The 21,383-nt window shown below is 42.7% G+C and carries 20 protein-coding genes and 1 pseudogene; 9 read left to right on the forward strand and 12 right to left on the reverse strand.

Annotated elements, in window-relative coordinates; all coding sequences use genetic code 11:
• Positions 1 to 37 precede the first annotated feature (37 nt).
• A complete protein-coding gene (locus Xets_RS10840) occupies positions 38 to 319 on the reverse strand; it encodes a YcgL domain-containing protein (protein ID WP_099132234.1) in 282 nt (93 codons plus the stop codon).
• Positions 320 to 478: 159 nt separating this feature from the next.
• Between Xets_RS10840 and minC the strand changes: the two genes are divergently transcribed.
• Genes minC through minE form a run of 3 tightly spaced genes read left to right on the forward strand, consistent with a single transcriptional unit; the run spans position 479 to position 2,271 of the window.
• The gene (minC, locus tag Xets_RS10845) at positions 479 to 1,162 is read left to right on the forward strand and encodes a septum site-determining protein MinC (protein ID WP_099132235.1); all 684 of its coding nucleotides are present in this window, start codon (positions 479 to 481) and stop codon (positions 1,160 to 1,162) included.
• Positions 1,163 to 1,185: 23 nt separating this feature from the next.
• Complete coding sequence (gene minD, locus Xets_RS10850) at positions 1,186 to 1,998, forward strand: septum site-determining protein MinD (RefSeq protein ID WP_099132236.1); 813 nt, start codon at positions 1,186 to 1,188, stop codon at positions 1,996 to 1,998.
• Positions 1,999 to 2,001: 3 nt separating this feature from the next.
• On the forward strand, positions 2,002 to 2,271 hold the full coding sequence (gene minE / locus Xets_RS10855; RefSeq protein WP_047770052.1) for a cell division topological specificity factor MinE: 270 nt from the start codon (positions 2,002 to 2,004) through the stop codon (positions 2,269 to 2,271).
• 178 nt (positions 2,272 to 2,449) lie between these two features.
• Here minE and rnd read toward each other — a convergent pair whose 3' ends face one another.
• The 5 genes from rnd to Xets_RS10880 all read right to left on the reverse strand — a co-directional run bounded on the left by rnd (position 2,450) and on the right by Xets_RS10880 (position 9,246).
• Entirely contained in the window at positions 2,450 to 3,580 is a 1,131-nt protein-coding gene (rnd, locus tag Xets_RS10860) for a ribonuclease D (protein ID WP_187651654.1), read from the reverse strand.
• A gap of 102 nt (positions 3,581 to 3,682) precedes the next feature.
• Positions 3,683 to 5,374 carry a long-chain-fatty-acid--CoA ligase FadD gene (fadD, locus tag Xets_RS10865; protein WP_099132238.1) on the reverse strand — a complete coding sequence of 564 codons (1,692 nt, stop codon included), beginning with the start codon at positions 5,372 to 5,374 and terminating at the stop codon, positions 3,683 to 3,685.
• A 474-nt stretch (positions 5,375 to 5,848) separates the two neighbouring features.
• A complete protein-coding gene (locus tag Xets_RS10870) occupies positions 5,849 to 6,433 on the reverse strand; it encodes a Slp family lipoprotein (protein ID WP_099132239.1) in 585 nt (194 codons plus the stop codon).
• A 120-nt stretch (positions 6,434 to 6,553) separates the two neighbouring features.
• A complete protein-coding gene (gene tsaB / locus Xets_RS10875) occupies positions 6,554 to 7,249 on the reverse strand; it encodes a tRNA (adenosine(37)-N6)-threonylcarbamoyltransferase complex dimerization subunit type 1 TsaB (protein ID WP_099132240.1) in 696 nt (231 codons plus the stop codon).
• A gap of 80 nt (positions 7,250 to 7,329) precedes the next feature.
• Positions 7,330 to 9,246, reverse strand: coding sequence for an ATP-dependent DNA helicase (locus Xets_RS10880; RefSeq protein ID WP_187651655.1), 1,917 nt, complete (start codon positions 9,244 to 9,246; stop codon positions 7,330 to 7,332).
• 102 nt (positions 9,247 to 9,348) lie between these two features.
• On the opposite strand from Xets_RS10880, the gene Xets_RS10885 reads away from it, so the two are divergent.
• Positions 9,349 to 9,693, forward strand: coding sequence for a RidA family protein (locus Xets_RS10885; RefSeq protein ID WP_187651656.1), 345 nt, complete (start codon positions 9,349 to 9,351; stop codon positions 9,691 to 9,693).
• A 93-nt stretch (positions 9,694 to 9,786) separates the two neighbouring features.
• Here Xets_RS10885 and mdtI read toward each other — a convergent pair whose 3' ends face one another.
• The 3 genes from mdtI to zwf form a co-directional block, all read right to left on the reverse strand.
• Positions 9,787 to 10,119, reverse strand: a complete 333-nt coding sequence (mdtI, locus tag Xets_RS10890) for a multidrug/spermidine efflux SMR transporter subunit MdtI (protein WP_099132243.1) — start codon at positions 10,117 to 10,119, stop codon at positions 9,787 to 9,789.
• Position 10,120: 1 nt separating this feature from the next.
• Positions 10,121 to 10,546: a multidrug/spermidine efflux SMR transporter subunit MdtJ gene (gene mdtJ / locus Xets_RS10895; protein WP_099132244.1), complete on the reverse strand. Its 426-nt coding sequence runs from the start codon at positions 10,544 to 10,546 to the stop codon at positions 10,121 to 10,123.
• Between the two features lie 659 nt (positions 10,547 to 11,205).
• Positions 11,206 to 12,681 carry a glucose-6-phosphate dehydrogenase gene (zwf, locus tag Xets_RS10900; RefSeq protein WP_099132245.1) on the reverse strand — a complete coding sequence of 492 codons (1,476 nt, stop codon included), beginning with the start codon at positions 12,679 to 12,681 and terminating at the stop codon, positions 11,206 to 11,208.
• A gap of 471 nt (positions 12,682 to 13,152) precedes the next feature.
• On the opposite strand from zwf, the gene Xets_RS10905 reads away from it, so the two are divergent.
• The 3 genes and pseudogenes from Xets_RS10905 (at position 13,153) to Xets_RS10915 (ending at position 16,127) form a co-directional block, all read left to right on the forward strand.
• A complete protein-coding gene (locus Xets_RS10905; RefSeq protein WP_187651657.1) occupies positions 13,153 to 14,001 on the forward strand; it encodes a MurR/RpiR family transcriptional regulator in 849 nt (282 codons plus the stop codon).
• A 231-nt stretch (positions 14,002 to 14,232) separates the two neighbouring features.
• The gene (gene pyk / locus Xets_RS10910; RefSeq protein WP_099132246.1) at positions 14,233 to 15,675 is read left to right on the forward strand and encodes a pyruvate kinase; all 1,443 of its coding nucleotides are present in this window, start codon (positions 14,233 to 14,235) and stop codon (positions 15,673 to 15,675) included.
• Positions 15,676 to 15,799: 124 nt separating this feature from the next.
• Positions 15,800 to 16,127, forward strand: a pseudogene (locus Xets_RS10915) (IS1 family transposase).
• 130 nt (positions 16,128 to 16,257) lie between these two features.
• Here the strand turns inward: Xets_RS10915 and lpxM are convergent.
• The 3 genes from lpxM to znuA form a co-directional block, all read right to left on the reverse strand.
• Positions 16,258 to 17,226: a lauroyl-Kdo(2)-lipid IV(A) myristoyltransferase gene (gene lpxM, locus Xets_RS10920; RefSeq protein WP_187651658.1), complete on the reverse strand. Its 969-nt coding sequence runs from the start codon at positions 17,224 to 17,226 to the stop codon at positions 16,258 to 16,260.
• A 123-nt stretch (positions 17,227 to 17,349) separates the two neighbouring features.
• Positions 17,350 to 18,666: a murein DD-endopeptidase MepM gene (gene mepM, locus Xets_RS10925; RefSeq protein WP_187651659.1), complete on the reverse strand. Its 1,317-nt coding sequence runs from the start codon at positions 18,664 to 18,666 to the stop codon at positions 17,350 to 17,352.
• Between the two features lie 20 nt (positions 18,667 to 18,686).
• Positions 18,687 to 19,646: a zinc ABC transporter substrate-binding protein ZnuA gene (gene znuA, locus Xets_RS10930; RefSeq protein ID WP_099132318.1), complete on the reverse strand. Its 960-nt coding sequence runs from the start codon at positions 19,644 to 19,646 to the stop codon at positions 18,687 to 18,689.
• 52 nt (positions 19,647 to 19,698) lie between these two features.
• On the opposite strand from znuA, the gene znuC reads away from it, so the two are divergent.
• Complete coding sequence (gene znuC / locus Xets_RS10935) at positions 19,699 to 20,481, forward strand: zinc ABC transporter ATP-binding protein ZnuC (RefSeq protein ID WP_099132249.1); 783 nt, start codon at positions 19,699 to 19,701, stop codon at positions 20,479 to 20,481.
• The gene (znuB, locus tag Xets_RS10940; protein WP_099132250.1) at positions 20,478 to 21,263 is read left to right on the forward strand and encodes a zinc ABC transporter permease subunit ZnuB; all 786 of its coding nucleotides are present in this window, start codon (positions 20,478 to 20,480) and stop codon (positions 21,261 to 21,263) included. Before znuC ends, znuB begins: the two co-directional genes overlap by 4 nt.
• The last annotated feature ends 120 nt before the right edge of the window (positions 21,264 to 21,383 follow it).

Raw genomic sequence — 21,383 nt, forward strand, 5'->3', positions numbered from 1 at the left:
CCTCCTCAATTCAGGATCAGGCAGTTGCCAGCGATTTTTATTGTATAAGTGGCTTGTTTGATACCAAATGTCCACTGAGCAAACTTTCCACTGGCGGTGGTACTTGCAGGTAAAAACCTTGTTCACTCAACGCGGTTTTTACTTTTTCAATATCAGCATTAGCCAGTTTTTTTCTTTCAGATAACGAGATCATCATTGAATATTGAGGTTCACCAAATGCTTTTAACAGATCTTCAGGAACGCGCGAAAAATCACCTCTTCTTTCAATATACAGATATGTCTGGTCACGTTTTGGGCTTCTGTAGATTACACAAATCATTGTTATAAACTCTTTTAAATTAACTCGGTGACTTGCTTGAATAATTCACTAACTATAACATGCTTATTATATTTAAGAATATCGTCTCCCAGAGGCTATTTTAGGAAAATGTTTGTTAAACTACCTTGGGAAACTTAACCTTACTGAGTCAGAATATCGATGTCACAGTCGCCAATTGAGCTAAAAGGCAGTAATTTTACGCTTTCGGTCGTTCATTTATATGATGACCAGCCGGAAGTTATTCATAAAGCTATGCAGGAAAAAATGGAGCAGGCACCCGAATTCCTAAAAAATGCGCCCGTTGTCATCAATATATCTGCTCTCCCTGTTGATGCAGATCTCCTCGCACTCCACCAAGCCATTGAGTCAGTTGGGTTGCGCATCGTTGGCATCAGTGGTTGTCAAAACGAAAAGCAACGAGAAACTGCTCTAAAATGTGAACTTCCTTTATTGAAAGAAGGTAAAAGTCAGAAAGTTCTTACTCAAGAAAATAAACCGGCTGAACCTCTTTTCAAAAAAACTCGTATAATTAATACACCTGTTCGTTCAGGACAAAGAATTTATGCACCAAACAGTGATCTTATTGTGACAAATAATGTGAGCGCTGGTGCAGAATTAATCGCTGATGGAAATATTCATATATATGGTGTGCTGCGGGGACGAGTATTGGCAGGCGCATCTGGTGATCAAGAAAGCCAGATTTTCTGCACCCATTTAAACGCTGAGCTCACCTCTATTGCAGGTCAATATTGGCTCAGCGAGAAAATTCCAGAAAATTTTGTTGGCAAGGCAGCAAAATTACGTCTGGTAAACAATGAATTAACTATTGAAACTTTAGTCTAGCCCTTATAACAAGGAATCGCTTCATGGCACGCATTATTGTTGTTACATCTGGTAAAGGTGGCGTTGGCAAAACCACTTCAAGCGCGGCCATTGCTACCGGCCTCGCTCAAAGAGGAAAAAAAACCGTCGTTATTGATTTTGATATCGGTTTACGGAACCTCGACCTAATTATGGGCTGTGAACGCCGTGTGGTTTTTGACTTCGTGAACGTCATTCAAGGTGACGCCAGCTTGAATCAGGCAATTATCAAAGATAAACGCACAGATAATCTCTATATTCTGCCCGCATCCCAAACCCGTGATAAGGAAGCACTCACCCGAGATGGTGTTGAAAAGATTCTGAATGAATTGGATCAACAAGGATTTGAGTTCATTATCTGTGATTCACCTGCTGGTATTGAAAGCGGCGCATTGATGGCGCTCTACTTTGCCGATGAAGCAATTATTACAACAAACCCGGAAGTTTCTTCTGTTCGTGACTCTGATCGTATTTTAGGTATACTGGCATCCAAATCCCGCCGTGCAGAACAAAGTGACGAACCTATCAAAGAGCACCTTCTGCTGACGCGCTATAATCCAGGGCGTGTGAACCGCGGCGATATGCTGAGTATGGAAGATGTACTGGAAATTCTGTGTATTCCTTTGCTTGGCGTTATCCCAGAAGATCAATCTGTTCTCCGTTCATCCAACCAGGGAGAACCCGTCATTTTGGACAAAGATTCTGACGCGGGTAAAGCATACGAAGATACTGTCTTACGTTTACTCGGTGAAGAACGGCCTTTCCGTTTCATCGAAGAAGAAAAAAAGGGCTTTTTAAAACGCCTGTTTGGGGGGTAACGCATGGCTTTGTTAGATTTCTTCCTGTCGAGAAAAAAACCGACGGCCAATATCGCCAAGGAGCGGCTACAAATCATCGTGGCAGAGCGGCGCCGTGGTGACTCCGAGCCTGCCTATTTGCCCGACATGAAACGGGATATTCTGGCTGTAATTTGTAAGTATGTACAAATCGATCCAGATATGCTTTCTGTGCAGTTTGAGCAAAAAAATGATGATATCTCTGTACTAGAACTAAATGTAACATTACCTGAGGTTGAGGAATCGCCAAAATAGCAGGATCAAACGACGCTATTTAATTTAAGGTGGTGATTTTTGTAAAACAATTTGTTATTTAAATAATAGATCAGGAAATAAAGACAATTTTCCCTGCCTATATATCAGGCAGGGAATCAAATTTACATCTTAAGTACTACATCTCATAAATAAGACCATGATGGTGATTGAATTAACGCTATTCCTGCGAATAATTTGCCAATATTTCAGCGATAGGTTCAGCCAGTAACTTGCCTCGCCAGCCCCTGATTAACTCAGGTTGATATTCCGGCGCTTTCAATTTCCAATGCCAACAAAGTAATTGATTAATTTGACGGCGAGAAGCCAGCAGTTCGGCACTGAAATGATGGGATTCCCCCACCTGAGTGACCAAAGATTTAATTTCTTTAAACGCCTTACGATAACCAGGATAATCAACCAAATTCACAATTTGAGCCGGGCACTCTTCTGCTGGAATATCCCTGCTCTCCGCGACCATCGCCAACAACCGGCGACCATGACAACGAATTTCTTGTCCACTCAATCCCAAAGCGTCCAATTCAGCCAAAGAAGTTGGCATATAACGGGCAACCTGCCATAAATTTTCTTCGCGGATCACAAAATTAACTGCCAGATCACGCTCACGAGCCTGATTTAAACGCCATGCAGCCAGTTTTTTCAAACAGGCCAATTGCCTTGGGCGCAATTGCCATGCGTTACCAATATCCTTATAAGCATATTCCGGCATCAATACTTCTTTACGGCGTTGTGCTATCAAGTTACTTTCATCTCTTGCCGCATCCAAATATCCCACCTGCCCTGTTTTTTCCATCAAGATATCGGCCAGCGGTAATAAATAGTAAACATCTGCCGCAGCATATTGACATTGCTTTTCGCTCAACGGTCGAGCCAACCAATCAGTGCGGGATTCACTCTTATCCAATTCGATATGCAAATACTCAGCAACCAATGTCGCAAAGCCACATGACATAGGATGACCAATAAATGCAGCCAGTACCTGAGTATCAATCATGGGCTCTGGCAAGCACTGGAAACTATTACTAAAAACCTCTAAATCTTCACTGCCAGCATGAATAAATTTTAATACGTTCGGATCAGTCAATAGCTCCCTAAAGGGCTGCCATTGCGAAATTCCGAGGGGATCAATCAGAGAAAGCTGTTCACCATCAAACAGTTGTATCAAACCTAATTGGGGATAATACGTCCGTGTACGTACAAATTCAGTATCCAGTGCAATTCTTGCGTGTTTTTTTGCCTGCTCACAGGTTGACTGTAATTGGGCATCGGTAGTAAGCAACTGATAATTCAAAACATCATTCTCTTAACCATTCATAAGACATGCTCAACAACGCCGGTAAAACCGGCGCTGTTGATGTGCAATGGGATATGGCAATTTTGGCAATAAATAGGCTCAATTTGTAGCAGCATTATCCACTTTTGCCAACTCTTCATTGCGAAGTTCTCTGCGGAGAATTTTACCAACATTCGATTTTGGCAGTTCATCGCGAAATTCAATGAGCTTCGGCACCTTATATCCAGTCAGGTAACGACGGCAATGCGTTTTAAGTTCATCCTCAGTCAAACTGGGATCTTTGCGTACCACAAATATTTTGACAATTTCTCCTGAGTTCTCACTCGGAACGCCCAATGCTGCCGACTCTAACACTTTAGGATGGGAAGAAACAATATCTTCTATTTCATTTGGATAGACATTAAATCCGGAAACCAGAATCATGTCTTTTTTCCGATCCACAATGCGGAAAAAACCTTTTTCATCTACGCTGGCAATATCCCCAGTTGCCAACCAGCCATCTTTCAACACCTCATCCGTCGCATCAAGTCGATTCCAGTAACCTTTCATTACCTGTGGTCCACGCACCCACATTTCACCTACTTCGCCCGGTGAAACTTCATTACCATCATTCCCTACTAGCTTCATTTCTGTTGAAGCAATGGGGAAGCCAATGCTACCACTGTAATAGGTCAAGTTATGCGGGTTAGCTGAAACCAAAGGAGAACATTCCGTCAATCCATAACCTTCCAGTAGATTACGACCTGTCAGGTTTTGCCACTTTTCAGCTACCACTCGTTGCACAGCCATGCCGCCACCAACAGATAAACGTAATGAGGAGAAATTCAGCTTCTGGAATTCCGGATTATTCAGCCAGGCATTGAATAGCGTGTTAACACCCGATAATGCAGTAAAGCGATAACGCGATAGCTCCTTGACCGTACCGTTTACATCGCGAGGGTTGGTAATCAACAAATTCTGCCCACCCAATTCAATAAAGAACAGGCAATTTATCGTTAAAGCAAAGATATGATACAACGGCAATGCAGTTACCACTAACTCTTGCCCTGGCTTCAATAACGGAGAATAACAAGCCCTGGCTTGTTCGAGATTTGCCAGAATATTACGATGAGTCAGCATTGCACCTTTTGCCACACCTGTGGTTCCCCCCGTATATTGCAGAAAAGCCAAATCGTCGCTTTTTACATCCGGTTTGACATACTGCATACGGTAGCCTTTATGAATCGCACTACGGAACGAAATGGCATCCGGTAAGTGATATTTAGGCACGAGCCGTTTGACATATTTAACGACAAAATCAACAAGGGTTCCTTTGGGACGAGAAAGCTGGTCACCCATGCGCGTCAAAATAACGTTCTTGACTTGCGTATTAAAGACAATCTTTTCTAGGGTATGTGCAAAGTTAGAAACGATAACAATGGCAGATGTGCCACTATCATTAAGCTGATGTTCCAATTCACGCGGGGTATAGAGCGGGTTCACATTTACAACAATCATACCTGCACGCAGAATACCAAATAGTGCCACGGGGTATTGCAGTAAATTGGGCATCATTAATGCCACCCGATCCCCTCGTTTCAGCCCCAGACCATTCTGTAAGTAGGCAGCAAAGGCACGGCTACGCTCTTCCAATTTACGGAAAGTCATTACCTCGCCCATATTGATAAATGCGACTTGATCGGCATAACGCGCTACAGCATTTTCAAACATTTCAATCAACGACGAATAACGATCGGGATCGATTTCTGCCGGAACATCTGCCGGATAATGTTTTAGCCAAACTTTTTCCAAGTTGAATACTCCTGAAATCTAATTGCGATGTAACCACTGACCATAAAACAAACCTGACTTGTATATTTAACAAATTATTAACTCAGCGTACCAGTTTGCAAAGCAACAATGTTCAGGTTGGCGATACACATCACTAATTTAATACTATCAATTACTGCAAAAAAATAAGGCAGCTTTTGCCGCCTGATTATTTTTCATTACTTATCAACTAATTAGTTAAATTATTAGCACTTGGATTTATAATTAGTTAATTATACACCGATTTACTAATTTTTGGCCTGGAGTCTTACTATTATTCCAAATAGTTATAAATAAGATATGTCAGTTAAAGGATAATTCTTAGGTGTTCATGTCACAAAATAACGGAAAGTTGTCTCTTTTACAGACGGGATAACCCCTAGTATCCCAGTGGCAGGTTTGTTTTTGTTGGGGGACAAATGCCTGCCACCAAATACCCTTTGGTTGGCAAGAGGTTTATTCAGTTAAAATTGTTTCAACTGATACAGGCTGGAGTGGTGAATAACCGCGCCAAAACGGATCATAAGGGTTGCCATAATAGCTCCATGGATCAGTTCCTACAGCAGGAGGAAAAATCATTCTCTGAGATTCATACCAACGTTTCACTCCTGTTGCATTCATCACAACGTAATTATACGGGCTATTACCTACTTTTCCTTTTTCAAGACCAGTAATCAAACCTACAACAGTCACATAATGATCTTTAAAATCACTGGGTTCTAAAAAAGTATTCACGTAGGCATAAACTCGTCCCAAAGAAGGTACATCCAAACGTGGGGAAGCATTGCCTGCTAGTGGCATGGCAGATATTTCTAATCGAGTCTGGCTTTTTTCATTCAAGACACTAAGTACTTTGCCACCAAACCTCCCTTCATGCCCAATGTATAACTCAGGCATATTCTTGACAGAAAGCAGATTTTCCACTGGTGTTTTAGTCGTTCCTTTAATAACATCAGGAACTGACACACAGCCCACAAGTACCAGGGTTCCCAATAATGCCACCGCTTGCAGTATGCTTCGAGAGTATATTCCATTGAGCATAACGCCTCCAACGCAGAAAAATCTTATTAGACTAACCATCCATCTGGTTAGCCATACTCTGGCCCTTTATACTCATGGACACCGCTTTCTGCCACAAGTTGCATGAATTTTATAAGCGCCTTAACGGCCCGGCAATTTTTTCCATGTCACTTCATTACGTAAGTAAACGGGTTCAGCATGTTCAACCGCTGTCGCTTCCCCCGCTTCCCACATCTGAATGGCCAACGGCAGCATATCTTCCGCATGGGGTAAAGTAACATCGCTTGCTGTCAGCATTAAGTGGCTGTCTAATAATTGAGGATAGGCTTCCCATCCCGTTCCAGCAATTCCCCATTCGCCTGACAAGGAATTCATAATCTCTTGCACTTGTTCAGGTTTCAAAACCGCTTCCGTTTCATCGCCCTGCCATTCACCTTGTGAATTACGAATGTATTGTCCCCAGTAAACTTCCCCCATCCGCGCATCAATAGCAACCAAAACGTTTGTTGCTCCTTTTAAGCGAAAAGCCCCTTGCGCTATTGTTTTCAGCGAGGAAACACCAATCATCGGTAATTCAGCACCCAGTGCCAGCCCTTGGGCGATACCAACACCAATCCGTACACCGGTAAAACTACCCGGTCCACGGCCAAACGCTAACGCATCCAATTGTTGCAGGTTCACTCCACCTTTTGATAAAACCGCTTGAACCATCGGTAAAATACGTTGAGTGTGCTCCCGTGGGGAAATTTCAAACTGTGCCTCAATAGCACCTTCATTCCAAAGCGCAACAGAACAGGCTTCAGTTGCAGTATCAATAGCTAAAATTCGCGTGGACATGCCTTAACTCCGGCAAGATATAGGATTCAAAACAAGGGGCTATACTACCATAGCCCCAACATCATCGCCCCGACATTTTATTACCCAGACCGCAGTGGGCGTGAGTTCAAAAAAGCAATTGCTTTTGATAAATCACGGGTACGGGAAGCGGGAGGCAGGCTATTTAAAAAAACCTCACCATATGGACGCATCACCAGACGATTATCACAAATGACCACAACGCCATAATCATCAATATCACGGATCAGGCGTCCAACGCCCTGCTTCAAATCAATCACAGCATCGGGAAGCTGAACCTCGTGAAAAGCATCCCCGCCCTTAAGTTGGCAATCCTCAATACGGGCCTTAAGCAAAGGATCATCCGGCGCAGTGAACGGCAATTTATCAATAATAACACAGGACAATGCATCACCGCGGACATCCACCCCTTCCCAAAAGCTGCCGGTCGCCACCAGCAATGCATTACCCGCAGAGATAAATTGTGTCAGAAGTTGTGTTTTGCTCGTTTCACCCTGTACTAATACTGGCAATGTCATACTAGCACGGAACTCTTCCGCCAAACTGCGCATCATTTGGTGAGAAGTACAGAGAAAAAAACAGCGTCCTTTATTGCTTTCAATTAATGGTTTCAACATACGAGCCAGCCATTTTGCACCACCATTTTGGTTAGGTGATGGTAAATGACGCGGAACACACAATAACATTTGACGTTGATAATCAAATGGACTAGACAAGAGTAATGTCTGGGCTTGTTTTAGCCCTAAACGTTCAGTGAAATGATTTAGCTGTTCATTGACCGACAATGTTGCCGATGTAAAAATCCAACTACCTGATTGTTCACGGATCATCTCACTGAATTTGTCGGCAACAGATAACGGTGTTAATGCCAGCAAAAAATGCCGCCCATAACTTTCGAACCAATAGCTGTAATTAGGTATACTGACATCAATCAGACGCTTAAGGCGATTGCGGTAAACTGTTGCCCGTTCAAAAGCCGCATCCAACATGGCTGAACGCCCTAAAGAGAGCTTCATCACGTCATAACAAAGCTCAAGGGCATCATCCAACCGCACTAATGCGCGCTGAACTTGCTGCTGTTGCAAGGCCTCACGAAGATTACCCCGATAGCTGTTTTCACCTAATGACAAACGGAAATCTTGTGCACTTTGGCTGAGACGATCTGCGCTTTTTTGCAATTGTGCCTGATCCCGCACTTCAGTACGGTAAGCCATGATGATATCACGCGATAAATCCATCAATTGGCGGCTACTTAACTGCTGACCAAAATATTGGCTGGCAATATCAGGGATCTGGTGAGCCTCATCGAAAATCACCACATCAGCCTGCGGGATTAACTCACCAAATCCGGTATCCTTAACCACCATATCTGCCATAAACAGATGATGGTTAACAATCACCACATCGGCTTCCATCGCTTTTCGACGGGCTTTCAGAACGAAACATTCCTGATAGCATGGGCAATCACTGCCAAGACAATTGTCATTAGTACTCGTGACCAATGGCCAAACGGTACTATCTTCCGCCACTTGATGACAGGTGCTGATATCACCATCTTTTGTATGGCCTGACCAATGCTTCAATTTGATGACTTCCGCCAAGATTTCAGCTTCCAACTGGGAATTGCCGATTGTTTGTTGCTCAAGGCGTTCAAGGCATACATAATTTGAGCGCCCTTTTAATAGCGCCAGATTGCCTGTAAAACCTAACGCATCAACGATAGTAGGTAGATCTCGATTGTAGAGCTGATCCTGCAATGCCTTAGAACCCGTAGAAATAATCACTTTTTTACCGGAGCGCAAAGCAGGTACCAGATAAGCAAATGTTTTACCGGTTCCCGTTCCTGCTTCTACGACCAATTGTTGCTGTTTTTTAATCGCAACTGTAATAGCTGAAGACATTTCCCGCTGAGCATCGCGTGGCTTGAAACCTGGTATAGCTTTGGCTAGTATGCCATTTTTCGCAAAATCGTCTGACACAAACAGTCTCTTTCAATAAAAAATGTGGCAGAATTATGCCAATACTAAGTTGTAATAACTACTCAATTCAGCAAAAAACTGGATAAATTAACAGGAGATTTAATGACTATTAAACGCATTGATCCAGATACCCGTTGGTCAGAAGCGGTCGTTCACAATGACACTATCTATTATACCAGCGTGCCAGAACAACTGGATGGTGATATTACAGAGCAAACCGCCGATACTCTGGCAGCCATTGATACCCTGTTACACCGTCTTGGTTCAGATAAAAGCAAGATCTTAGACGCTACGATTTTTCTGGCGGATAAGGCTGATTTTGCAGGCATGAACGCCGTTTGGGACACATGGGTTGTTGCCGGAAGTGCTCCAGTCCGCTGTACTGTTCAAGCAGCATTGATGGACCCTAAGTATAAAGTAGAAATTAAAATTATCGCCGCTTTATAATCTGCACTTATCAAAAAAACATGGCATTGAATGAGTTATTGCTCGTTCAATGCCATGTTTACAAAATGAAGTTTAAGGAATGGAGAGTAAAAATTAAGCCATCTTAATAATAATCATGCCAATTAATAGCAACAAAATACCACTCCATCCCTTAAAATTCAGTCGTTGATTAAACATTATCCAGCCAGCCGCCACTGTAGCAATAATGCCAAATGCACCCCATAAGGCATAAGCGACGGAAAGTTCTATCCCTTTCACTGCCTGGGCCAACGCACTAAATGCGCCCAAAACAGCAACCAGAGACAAAATACCCATCCAGAAGCGCTGAAATCCATTGGATAATTTCAATAAAATATTTGCCACAATTTCCAAAACAACAGCCAGAATCAGGAACGCACCATGCCACCATTCAAATTGAGTTAGCATATCATGCCTCCCTGATTTGCTTGTTCGAAATATTGTTTAATGCTCTTAATGGATTATTTTGGGATGCATTGCTTTTTGTTGCATTGTTTGAAGCTTGGCCTTGGCTCTTTTTCTCCCCCATCTTGATCAAGGCAATTCCGGCTATCAACAATACCAATCCACTAATTTTCATCAATGACAGTGACTCGTTGAACCACATCACACTAAAAGTGGTAATAAACAGGATCCCAATACCTTCCCACAGTGCATAAGCCACGCCCAATGCCACTTTTTTCACAGCAACGGCCAGCAAAATATAAGAAGTTGTGATCATGGTGTACATCACGACCATGCCTGTAAAATCACCCGAAACACTGGCTTGTTTCATTGACAGAGTACCAATCACTTCTGTCACAATCGCCAATACAAGAAACACCCAATAAATCATTTTTTCTCTCCTGAACATACTAATAAGCATGCCAAGATATCAAGCTATAAAGGCCAACAAAGTCGGCTACAAATGCAATTACGCAATATCAGAATCAAACTGACTTTTTAGCGAAATATTTTGGCAAACAACAATTGCCGATGAAGAACCGGTTAGCAGGAGAAGGCCCTAAAGGGCGCCGCACCAGTAGTGCTCACTGGATAAGATAGTTGAGAGGAAAAAAACATGGGTACAACGTTGAATTTTGTTACTATGTTGAATGTTGACGCTTTTGGCGCTATTCATGATGTTTTATTCTTTCATCACACGATAACCATACAGCTATTATACAAACATCGCGTGATATACTACGAACCCTCATATAAGTAAATGAATGGCATATTTCTATCATAACCCAAAATAAAAAGCAACGATTTGTATTTGGTAAATCAAACTCCACTTTCAGTAAAAAAGTGGATTAACAGGTTATTTATCCTAAAGTTTCCTTATCCAGATATCAAATTTAGTATCTCGCTTAAGCAAAATAAGAGTTATTAACTTTCTTCCTTAAAAATTCCGCAAATGCTAAAGCATAAATATTTATACAAACATCAGCCGGACATTAGATCCGGCTATTATTTTATCAATAAGTAAATTAATGCGAGTTAAAAACACGCAGATTATTCAAATTCATTCCATGAACGACCATCACGCGTAATCATAGCGATAGAAGCCACTGGCCCCCACGTGCCTGCCTGATAAGGTTTCGGTGGTTCATTATCCGCCGCCCATGCATCCATAATGGAATCCACCCATTTCCAAGCTTCTTCCACTTCATCACGACGGACAAACAATGCCTGAATGCCGCGCATTGCTTCCAACAATAACCTTTCATAAGCATCAGCAAGATGCGTCTGGTTAAATGTTTCAGAAAAACTCAGATCCAGTTTGGTAGTTTGCAAACGGTGTTTATGTTCCAACCCTGGGGCTTTATTCAGCACTTCAATATCAATACCTTCATCTGGCTGCAAGCGGATTGTCAATTTATTTTGAGGTAATTGCTGGTAGGATTCAGCAAATAGGTTCAGAGAAGGCTCTTTGAAATAGACGACAACTTCAGAACATTTAGCTGGCAACCGCTTTCCGGTCCTCAGGTAGAAAGGCACTCCAGACCAGCGCCAGTCATCAATATCGACACGAATCGATACAAAAGTTTCCGTTTTACTGGCTTTATTCGCCCCCTCTTCTTCCAGATAACCGGGAACTTTCTTACCATGTACAAAACCTGCAGTATATTGCCCGCGAACGGTTTTTTCCCTGACATTGGTCTGATCAATCCGACGCAATGAACGCAGCACTTTCACTTTCTCATCGCGAATGCGATCTGCTGTCAGGTCAGCCGGTGGTGACATGGCTATCATAGTCAGAATTTGCAGAAGATGATTTTGGATCATATCGCGCATCTGCCCTGCCTGATCAAAATAGCCCCAACGCCCTTCGATACCAACTTCCTCAGCAACAGTAATTTGCACATGATCAATCGTGCGATGATCCCAATTATTGACGAAAAGCGAGTTGGCAAAACGCAACGCTAACAAGTTCAATACCGTTTCTTTCCCCAAATAATGGTCAATACGGTAAATTTGGCTCTCATTGAAATATTTTGCAACTTCATCATTAATCGCTCTGGAAGAAGCAAGATCTGTTCCCAGTGGTTTTTCCATCACCACACGGTTGGGTTCCGTATTCAGCCCCGCAGCGCCCAATCCATGACATACTGCTCCAAATGTACTTGGAGGCATAGCAAAATAGTGAATAGCGGGTAAGTCATCTTTATTAATTATTTTTGCCAATTCGGTAAAATGTCCTGTCTCATTTACGTCCAAATTACAAAATTCCAGACGCGAACGGAGCTTCTTCCACAATTCTGAGTCTGGTTTCTCGGACATAAATGTCACCAATGCTTCTTCAACGACTTTGGTATAGGCTTTTTTATCCCAGTCAGCTCGACCGACGCCGATAATTCGGGTATCAGGATGGATATAACCCGCTTTTTCCAACTGGTAAAGGGAAGGCATTAATTTCCGGCGTGCTAAGTCTCCTTTCGCCCCAAAAATTACCAAATTACAAGCCTGAGCTGTAGACGTCACCGCCATGTTGCATCTCCTCAATTACGGGATATTGTAATTTTTTTACAGAATCTGTGGGTAATGTACTCTTTTGGTTATATGCAGTAAACACTGATTATTCATGGGTTATTCATATAGCTCTTCGTATTTGACGTTACTGCTGGATTAGCGACAAAATGAAATCCATTGGACGCAGTCTATTAAATAACCGAACATCCGTTTTCTGTACACTGCTTTCACATCCATGGTAATTTTGTATTCACTAGCAACGTGGTCAGAATTCATACCGATTAGTAATTATAAACTGAAAATTTACAACGATTAAGAAGTAATCTTACCAAGTTGAAAGTTAGACACTTGTCATATTTTCATGAAAAATCCCATATTATCCGGTTATTGCCACTGCCAGCTTTCAATAACAAGTAGTATATTTTCATGAAAATGAAATAGATTTCTCCTGTTAATGAAATCGTTAAAACCGAGGTTAAACTTCGTTTTATGAACACACTGGAACGGCTCCAAAATAGTCTTGATGTTTTGAGTAAGTCAGAGAAAAAAGTTGCTCAGGTCATCCTTGCTTCACCACAAACTGCCATCCATTCAAGCATTGCCACTCTGGCTAAAATGGCAAATGTGAGTGAGCCGACGGTTAATCGTTTTTGTCGTCGTCTCAACACCAAAGGGTTTCCTGACTTTAAATTGCATCTGGCACAGAGCCTCGCCAATGGTACACCTTATGTGAACCGCAATGTGGAAGAAAGTGACAGCGTCACCTCTTATACAAACAAAATTTTCGAATCAGTAATGGCAAATCTGGAAACGGTTAAAAGTAATCTCGATATTGCAGCAATTAACCGAGCAGTCGACCTTCTGACACAAGCCAGAAAACTCTCTTTTTTTGGTTTGGGGGCATCAGCCGCTGTGGCCCATGATGCCATGAACAAATTTTTTCGCTTCAATATTCCAGTGACCTATTTTGACGATATCGTGATGCAACGAATGAGCTGCATTAGTAGTACCGAAGGAGATGTTGTCGTATTAATTTCTCATACCGGAAGAACAAAAAGCCTTGTAGAAATTGCTAAACTGGCCCGCGGGAACGATGCAACAGTGATCGCCATTACCTCGACAGGCTCCCCATTAGCGCACGAAGCAACCCTCCCCATTCTGTTGGATGTACCCGAAGATACAGATATCTATATGCCGATGGTCTCAAGAATTGCTCAATTAACCATCATTGATGTGCTGGCAACTGGTTTCACACTGCGCCGCGGCTCAAAATTCAGGGATAATTTGAAGAGGGTCAAAGAAGCGTTGCGTAATTCACGGTTTGATAAGCCCGAATAAACCAGAAAATAGACTGTGTTTTTGTTCACTATTTATCAACTCTCCAGACTGATAGCATATGTAGACTTTTCCCCACTGCATATTCGCAGTGCGGGGTTAATAATCAATAAATTAAATGGTTATCCTACGGTAATCGAAAACTCATATACCCAATGGATTTCAAGTTCCCCCCCCAACGATGCGGCAACTTGAAAAACAAAAGGTATGCTTCATAGGTCAACGGAGTAATACATGTCCAGACGGCTCAGAAGAACAAAAATTGTCACTACACTTGGCCCAGCTACAGATCGTGACGACAATCTAGAAAAAGTTATCCAAGCGGGAGCCAACGTCGTCCGCCTTAATTTCTCTCATGGCACTGCGGAAGATCATATCCAACGTGCTAATAAAGTGCGCGAAATTGCTGCTCGTTTAGGTTGTCATGTTGCTATCCTCGGTGATCTTCAAGGACCCAAAATACGCATATCCACCTTTAAGGAAGGAAAAATTTTCCTGAATGTTGGGGATAAATTCCTGCTGGATGCCAATCTAAGTAAGGGAGAGGGAGATAAAGAAAAAGTCGGTATTGACTATAAAGGATTGCCATCTGATGTAACGGCTGGTGATATCCTGCTATTGGATGATGGACGCGTTCAATTGAAAGTCCTGGAAGTTCAGGGGATGAAAGTCTTCACAGAAGTGACTGTGGGAGGCCCGCTTTCCAACAATAAGGGCATCAATAAATTGGGCGGCGGGTTATCAGCCGAAGCACTGACAGCAAAAGATAAGGAAGATATCATCACAGCAGCCAAAATAGGTGTTGATTATCTTGCGGTTTCTTTCCCTCGTTCAGGTGAAGATTTGAATTATGCTCGCCGTCTCGCACGAGATGCAGGCTGTGAAACCCAAATCGTTGCAAAAGTTGAGCGAGCGGAAGCTGTTAGCAGTGATGAAATTATTGATGAAATTATTCTGGCATCGGATGTTGTCATGGTCGCTCGTGGTGATCTCGGTGTTGAAATTGGTGACCCTGAACTGGTTGGTGTACAGAAGAAACTGATCCGCCGCGCTCGCCAACTGAATCGTGTCGTGATTACAGCCACACAAATGATGGAATCCATGATCACCAACCCAATGCCGACACGTGCTGAAGTCATGGATGTCGCCAATGCGGTACTGGATGGTACTGATGCTGTTATGCTCTCTGCTGAAACAGCTGCGGGGCAGTATCCTGCGGAAACTGTTGCCGCTATGGCACAAGTCTGTCTTGGTGCGGAAAAAATGCCAAGTGTCAATGTTTCCAAACATCGCCTGGATATTACATTTGATAGCATTGAAGAAGCGATTTCAATGTCTACCATGTATGCAGCCAACCATCTGAAAGGCGTCAAGGCAATTATCGCCATGACTGAATCTGGCCGCACGGCTCGCATGATGTCCCGCATCAGTTCTGGCCTGCCTATCTTCTCTATGTCTCGCCATGAATCAACCTTAAACCGTACCGCCCTTTATCGTGGTGTGACGCCAGTTTATTGTAGCTCACATACTGACGGGATCGCTGCGGCAAATGAAGCAGTGAATCGCCTGCGCGATAAAGGCTATCTCATCTCTGGGGATTTGGTACTCGTGACCCAAGGTGATCAAATGGGAACTATTGGCAGTACCAATACCTGTCGCGTACTTGAAGTAGAATAATCTCAATATAAATAATAAAATATAGGGCTGTACTATCACGGCCCTCTTCTTACTATAAGAACTACGGTCATGTATTCAATATGTTGTTCTTCATCTATAATGCCCTTTTTGCGAGATAACATACATGGCTACAGTGGAAGTAGTATGTCGATTTTGTCGCCAAACAAAGGACATTAAAAAAACACGGTATTGGCAAAGGTGGTCACCAACGTTATCGTTGTTTATCCTGTCATCGTACTTTCCAGCTCGATTATTCTTACCGTGCCTATAATTTACTGCCTTCAGCCAACCATCTGGTTGGAAAATATTTTACTCAACGTATCGAACGCGAAAACTTAACCTTGCGTAACCGAATAAAGCGCCTGAACCGTAAAACACTCGGTTATTCAAAATCCCCTGAAATGCATAACAAAATCATTGGCACTTTCATTGAACGTGAATATTATGTTTGAGGGTGATCAACGCTTTGAATACATGACCGGATAATTTAGTACTACCCCCTAATTAGAAGGCAATTATTTATTAGGGGGGATATAAGTTAATTCATAGAGTGAATTCAATGGTTATATGTTGTCTTTTCAATTATAGGTCCTCTCTTTTATAAGGCTCAATATCCCCTGCTTTCCGCGTCTTAAGTAATTTTAAGATCCAAGTGTATTGTTCAGGATTCGGCTTCACCAATTCTTCCAATTCCTCATTCATCCGACGAGCAATATAAGTATCATCCTGTCCTACAATATCCTCCATTGGTGGGCGGATATAAATGTGCAACTGATGGGTTTGGCAATTATAAACTGGAAATAACGGAACAATGGCCGCGCGGCAAACTTTCATTAAACGCCCAAGTGCAGGCAAAGTAGCCTTATAAGTGGCAAAAAAATCGACGAATTCGCTATGCTCTTCGCCATGATCCTGATCAGGCAAATAATATCCCCAAAAGCCTTCACGCACTGTAGAGATAAAAGGTTTAATTCCCGCATCACGGGAATGCAAACGACCACTAAAGTGACAGCGCGCCTTGTTCCATAAGTAATCAGACACGGGATTGCTTTGGTGGTGAAACATGGCTGACATTTTTTGTCCACGTGCCGCCAACAACATTGCGGGAATATCAACAGACCAGCCATGTGGAACCATAAAAATGACATTCTTGCCTTGTGCCTTTAAAGCCTGAATAATGTCTTCGCCATGCCATTGGGTTCGTTCAAGTGTCGATTTTGCTCCCCTGAGACAAAGCTCCGCCAGCATAACAAACGATTGAGGAGCGGTAGCAAACATGCGATCAATCAGCTCTTCGTGCTGTTGTTCCGTTAACTCAGGGAAGCAGTAAATTAAATTGATTTTCGCCCTGCGACGAGCACTTTTCGCTTTTCTTCCCGCCCAAATACCTATCTTGGCTAGGAATGGATCACGCCATTTTACAGGGACATAAGACAATCCTGCCAATATACCCACGCCGGCCCAAAGCCCCCAATAACGGGGATGTAAATAAGCTCGATGAAACCGAGGGACATATCCCAATTTACTATCTGTATCTTTTTCTTTATTCATGAGCTAACTCTGATGATCCCAATATTTGCTCTCAAGGCGAAAGTTTACAACAAAAAATAAGATAAAAGCGGATGATAGTAATCATCCGCTTTTATCTCTGTCAATAATAGGAGGTTGATGCACTTAATCTAGCAACAATTGAGGCTTAGTCTCTTGAACCATTGCTACATATTCTGCACGCTCTTTACCACCTAGCCCACCAGAACGCGGTAATTTTGCAGTGAGCGGGTTAACCGGCCTCTGGTTATCCCAGAATTCAAAGTGCAAGTGTGGGCCTGTTGAACGCCCCGTATTCCCTGATAGCGCAATACGTTCACCCCGTTTCACTTTCTGACCCGGTTTTACCAGTATTTTCCTCAAGTGCATGTATCGAGTTGTATATTGACGACCGTGCCGAATGGCAATGAAATTACCGGCTGCACCATCAAATTTGGCGACAACAACTTCACCATCACCTACTGCCAAAACGGGCGTTCCTACTGGCATAGCAAAATCAACCCCTTTGTGTGCTGTAATTCTGCCGGTTACCGGATTTAAGCGATGTGGATTGAAAGAAGAAGATACTCTAAACTGTTTAGTTGTGGGGAAACGCAGGAAACCACGCTCAAGACCGGAAGCATTGCTGTCGTAAAAACGACCATCATTGGCCCGGAAGGCATAATAATCGTTGCCACCACTCTGTAAGCGAACACCTAACAATTGACTCTGTTCACTTTTCCCATCAAGCAGTTCACGGGACATCAGCACAGAAAAACGATCGCCTTTACGCAATTTGCGGAAATCTATCTGCCATTGCAACGCTTTTGTCACTTCTCTGGCTTCGCTGCTTGTTAATCCAGCAATCAGGGCACTACTATTAAAACTGCCATCAACTGTACCTGTAATGACACTATTTTTCCATTCTCCCTTCTGGAACTCTTGCGTTTCGTTAAAAATATCCCCTTCGCGAGTATAAACGCGAGTTTCACGACGTGATATATCCCAAGTCAGTGTTTTTAAATTCCCATTATCGTCAGTAATCCACGATAATGACTGACCAATACCTAAATTACGCAACGACTTATATTGATTTGCTAACAAAGCAACATCAGAGGAATCAATTCCGAACTGAGTTAAAATCGAGCTCAGGGTATCACCACTGGAGACAACATATTGGTGCGGAACATTTACTGCTGTATCAACAGAACTGCCATCATCATCCCCAATGCCCTCATTGGGGAGTTGTTCATTAGCATCCCCAGCGACATCATCCGTTGCTTCTGGAATGCTATTGGGGGTACTAAGAATAATACTACCTGTCCGTTCTTCTCGTTCATGGTAAACAACAGGCCGCCATATCGCGATAGCCAAAGTAACCAGCGTTAAAGATCCAAGCATGATCTTGTGTGGTTTGGGCAGGTTGTTGTATACCAGAACGATAGTTTTAGCTATCTGCTGCACTAATAAAATTCCTTACTGTACTAATTCAGGCAGCTCGCGTATTGTTTTGATAGCTGAGTTATAAATTTCATGTAGCTATCTTTATCCAATACGATACCACTCCCTAAAGGGTCAAGTATTCCAATACGTACATCCGTACCTTTTGCTACGGCATGAATAACGGCTGGCTTAAATTGAGGTTCAGCAAAAATACACCTTGCTTTCTGCTCAACCAATTGTGTTCGTATTTTGTGTAACCTCTGCGCACCAGGTTGTATTTCAGGATTGACCGTAAAAACACCTAGCGGAGCCAATTGGTAGTGTTTTTCAAAATAACCATAGGCGTCATGAAAAACAAAATAACCCTGCTTTTGTGCAGGCTTTAAAACATAAGTAATATTCTTATCAGTTTGTGCAAGCTGTCCATTGAATTTACGTAGGTTTACTTCTAATTGCTGTTTTTGTTGAGGATATTGTTCAATAAGCTGATCATATATTGCCTGAGCGACTTTTTCCGCAATCTCTGGAGAAAGCCAAATATGCATATTATATTCACCGTGATGATGATGTTCGTGATCTTCCTCATGTTTATGCTGATATGATTCAGCATCAGGATCATTACCATCTTCACTATTCTTCAATAATAGTGGCTTAATAGTAGATAATTCAGTCAGTGACAGTTGCTTATTCCGTTCAATTTTAGCTATCGGTTTCGCCAGAAAGGTTTCCATATCTGGGCCAATCCAAACAACCAAATCGGCTTGATTAATTTTCTGTACATCCAGAGGCCGTAACGCATAATCATGTGGAGAAGCACCATCGGGTAAAAGCACTTGAGTCTTTGTTACACCATCAGCAATGGCAGCAGCAATAAAACCCAATGGCCGAATGGATGTGACAACATCTGCCTGCGCAGAGCCATTCACTCCTGCCACTAACACAGTAGCTAATGCGATTTTATGAAAAAATTTATGCGCGTATTTCTGTGAGTTGTGTAACATAATATGAATATTCCATGCAGAAAATTTAATTATGTTATAATATAACATTTCAATGATTCTGCAAGACACTTTTGACTCACCAACTATGATTACCTTAAAAAATATTACGGTTGAATTTAGTAACCGCAAGGTATTAAACAATATTTCGTTCAATCTCAAGCAAGGGAAAATTCTGACGCTGATCGGCCCAAACGGTGCGGGAAAATCAACTCTGGTTCGCGTCGTTCTTGGTTTAGTCCAACCTACTTCGGGCACTATTGAACAGAACTCCGCGTTGAGAATTGGTTATGTTCCGCAAAAACTTAACCTTGATCCCACTCTACCCCTGACTGTTAAGCGTTTTATGCTGCTAAGGCCCAATGTGAAACCAGCAGATATCATGCCGGTATTAAATCGGGTCAAGGCTGCTCACTTATTGGAGCAACCAATGCAAAAACTGTCTGGTGGAGAAACTCAGCGAGTACTACTCGCCAGGGCTTTACTGAACCACCCCCAGCTTTTGGTTCTTGATGAACCAACACAAGGCGTAGATGTCAATGGTCAACTGGCGCTTTATGACTTAATCAACCAAATCAGAACAGAGCTTAATTGCGCTGTACTTATGGTATCCCATGACCTGCACTTAGTAATGGCGAAAACAGACGAAGTTTTATGCCTCAATCAGCACATTTGTTGTTCTGGCACACCGGAAGTGGTGTCAATGCATCCAGAGTTTATTGCAATGTTTGGGCATCATGGCGCAGAGCAACTGGCAGTTTACCGCCATCACCACAATCATCAACATGATCTTAGAGGGAAAATTATTTTGAAAAATGTTGGGGAATCACGTCGATGATTGAATTATTACTTCCTGGCTGGCTTGCCGGTATTTTTTTGGCAATTGCCGCAGGACCTCTTGGTTCTTTTGTCGTTTGGCGCAGAATGTCCTATTTTGGCGATACACTGGCACACGCATCACTGCTCGGTGTTGCATTCGGTTTCTCACTGAATGTGAATCCATTTTATGCGGTTATTGCGGTTACACTTATCTTGGCCACTATTTTAGTTTGGTTGGAAAAACGCCCGCAATTGGCAGTTGATACATTATTAGGCATTCTGGCTCACAGTGCCTTGTCGTTGGGCTTAGTCGTCGTTAGTTTTATGACCAGTGTAAGAGTCGATCTAATGGCTTATTTATTCGGCGATTTATTGTCTGTGACTTATGAAGATCTCTGGTTGATTGCGGCCGGTGTCGCGATTGTTACTGGATTACTGACATGGCAATGGCGCACCCTGCTATCAATGACCGTTAGCCAGGATCTGGCTTTTGTTGATGGCATTAAAATTCAACGTCTGCGTATCCTGCTGATGTTAGTGACAGCATTAACTATTGGGCTGGCAATGAAATTCGTCGGGGCGTTAATTATCACCTCCCTGCTGATTATCCCTGCCGCTACCTCCCGTCGTTTCTCCCGCACACCTGAGCAAATGGCCGTTTTTGCAATTATTGTCGGTATGCTTTCTGTTACGGGAGGATTAACATTATCGGCGTTTTATAACACACCGGCAGGGCCTTCCGTTGTGCTTTGTTCGGCAGTGTTATTTGCATTGAGTTTAACGTTCAAGGCAAGAAACTGATTTTCTCCCCTTCACCTGTCAATCTGCTGCTTGTTAGCGACAACTCCAATACAACACAAGGGTTATAATTTAAATAAGTTATAACCCTTCATACTTATCCATAGGTCAAGCATAATAAGG

This window comes from Xenorhabdus sp. TS4, from assembly GCF_014467265.1.
In the GTDB taxonomy this organism is placed as follows: Bacteria; Pseudomonadota; Gammaproteobacteria; order Enterobacterales; family Enterobacteriaceae; genus Xenorhabdus; species Xenorhabdus ehlersii.

Bases quoted from the DNA above. Each gene is read 5' to 3' on its own strand.
- Xets_RS10840 (WP_099132234.1), bottom strand. From the start codon at position 319: ATGATTTGTGTAATCTACAGAAGCCCAAAACGTGACCAGACATATCTG.
- minC (WP_099132235.1), top strand. From the start codon at position 479: ATGTCACAGTCGCCAATTGAGCTAAAAGGCAGTAATTTTACGCTTTCG.
- minD (WP_099132236.1), top strand. From the start codon at position 1,186: ATGGCACGCATTATTGTTGTTACATCTGGTAAAGGTGGCGTTGGCAAA.
- minE (WP_047770052.1), top strand. From the start codon at position 2,002: ATGGCTTTGTTAGATTTCTTCCTGTCGAGAAAAAAACCGACGGCCAAT.
- Xets_RS10870 (WP_099132239.1), bottom strand. From the start codon at position 6,433: ATGCTCAATGGAATATACTCTCGAAGCATACTGCAAGCGGTGGCATTA.
- tsaB (WP_099132240.1), bottom strand. From the start codon at position 7,249: ATGTCCACGCGAATTTTAGCTATTGATACTGCAACTGAAGCCTGTTCT.
- Xets_RS10885 (WP_187651656.1), top strand. From the start codon at position 9,349: ATGACTATTAAACGCATTGATCCAGATACCCGTTGGTCAGAAGCGGTC.
- mdtI (WP_099132243.1), bottom strand. From the start codon at position 10,119: ATGCTAACTCAATTTGAATGGTGGCATGGTGCGTTCCTGATTCTGGCT.
- mdtJ (WP_099132244.1), bottom strand. From the start codon at position 10,546: ATGATTTATTGGGTGTTTCTTGTATTGGCGATTGTGACAGAAGTGATT.
- zwf (WP_099132245.1), bottom strand. From the start codon at position 12,681: ATGGCGGTGACGTCTACAGCTCAGGCTTGTAATTTGGTAATTTTTGGG.
- Xets_RS10905 (WP_187651657.1), top strand. From the start codon at position 13,153: ATGAACACACTGGAACGGCTCCAAAATAGTCTTGATGTTTTGAGTAAG.
- pyk (WP_099132246.1), top strand. From the start codon at position 14,233: ATGTCCAGACGGCTCAGAAGAACAAAAATTGTCACTACACTTGGCCCA.
- lpxM (WP_187651658.1), bottom strand. From the start codon at position 17,226: ATGAATAAAGAAAAAGATACAGATAGTAAATTGGGATATGTCCCTCGG.
- znuA (WP_099132318.1), bottom strand. From the start codon at position 19,646: ATGTTACACAACTCACAGAAATACGCGCATAAATTTTTTCATAAAATC.
- znuC (WP_099132249.1), top strand. From the start codon at position 19,699: ATGATTCTGCAAGACACTTTTGACTCACCAACTATGATTACCTTAAAA.
- znuB (WP_099132250.1), top strand. From the start codon at position 20,478: ATGATTGAATTATTACTTCCTGGCTGGCTTGCCGGTATTTTTTTGGCA.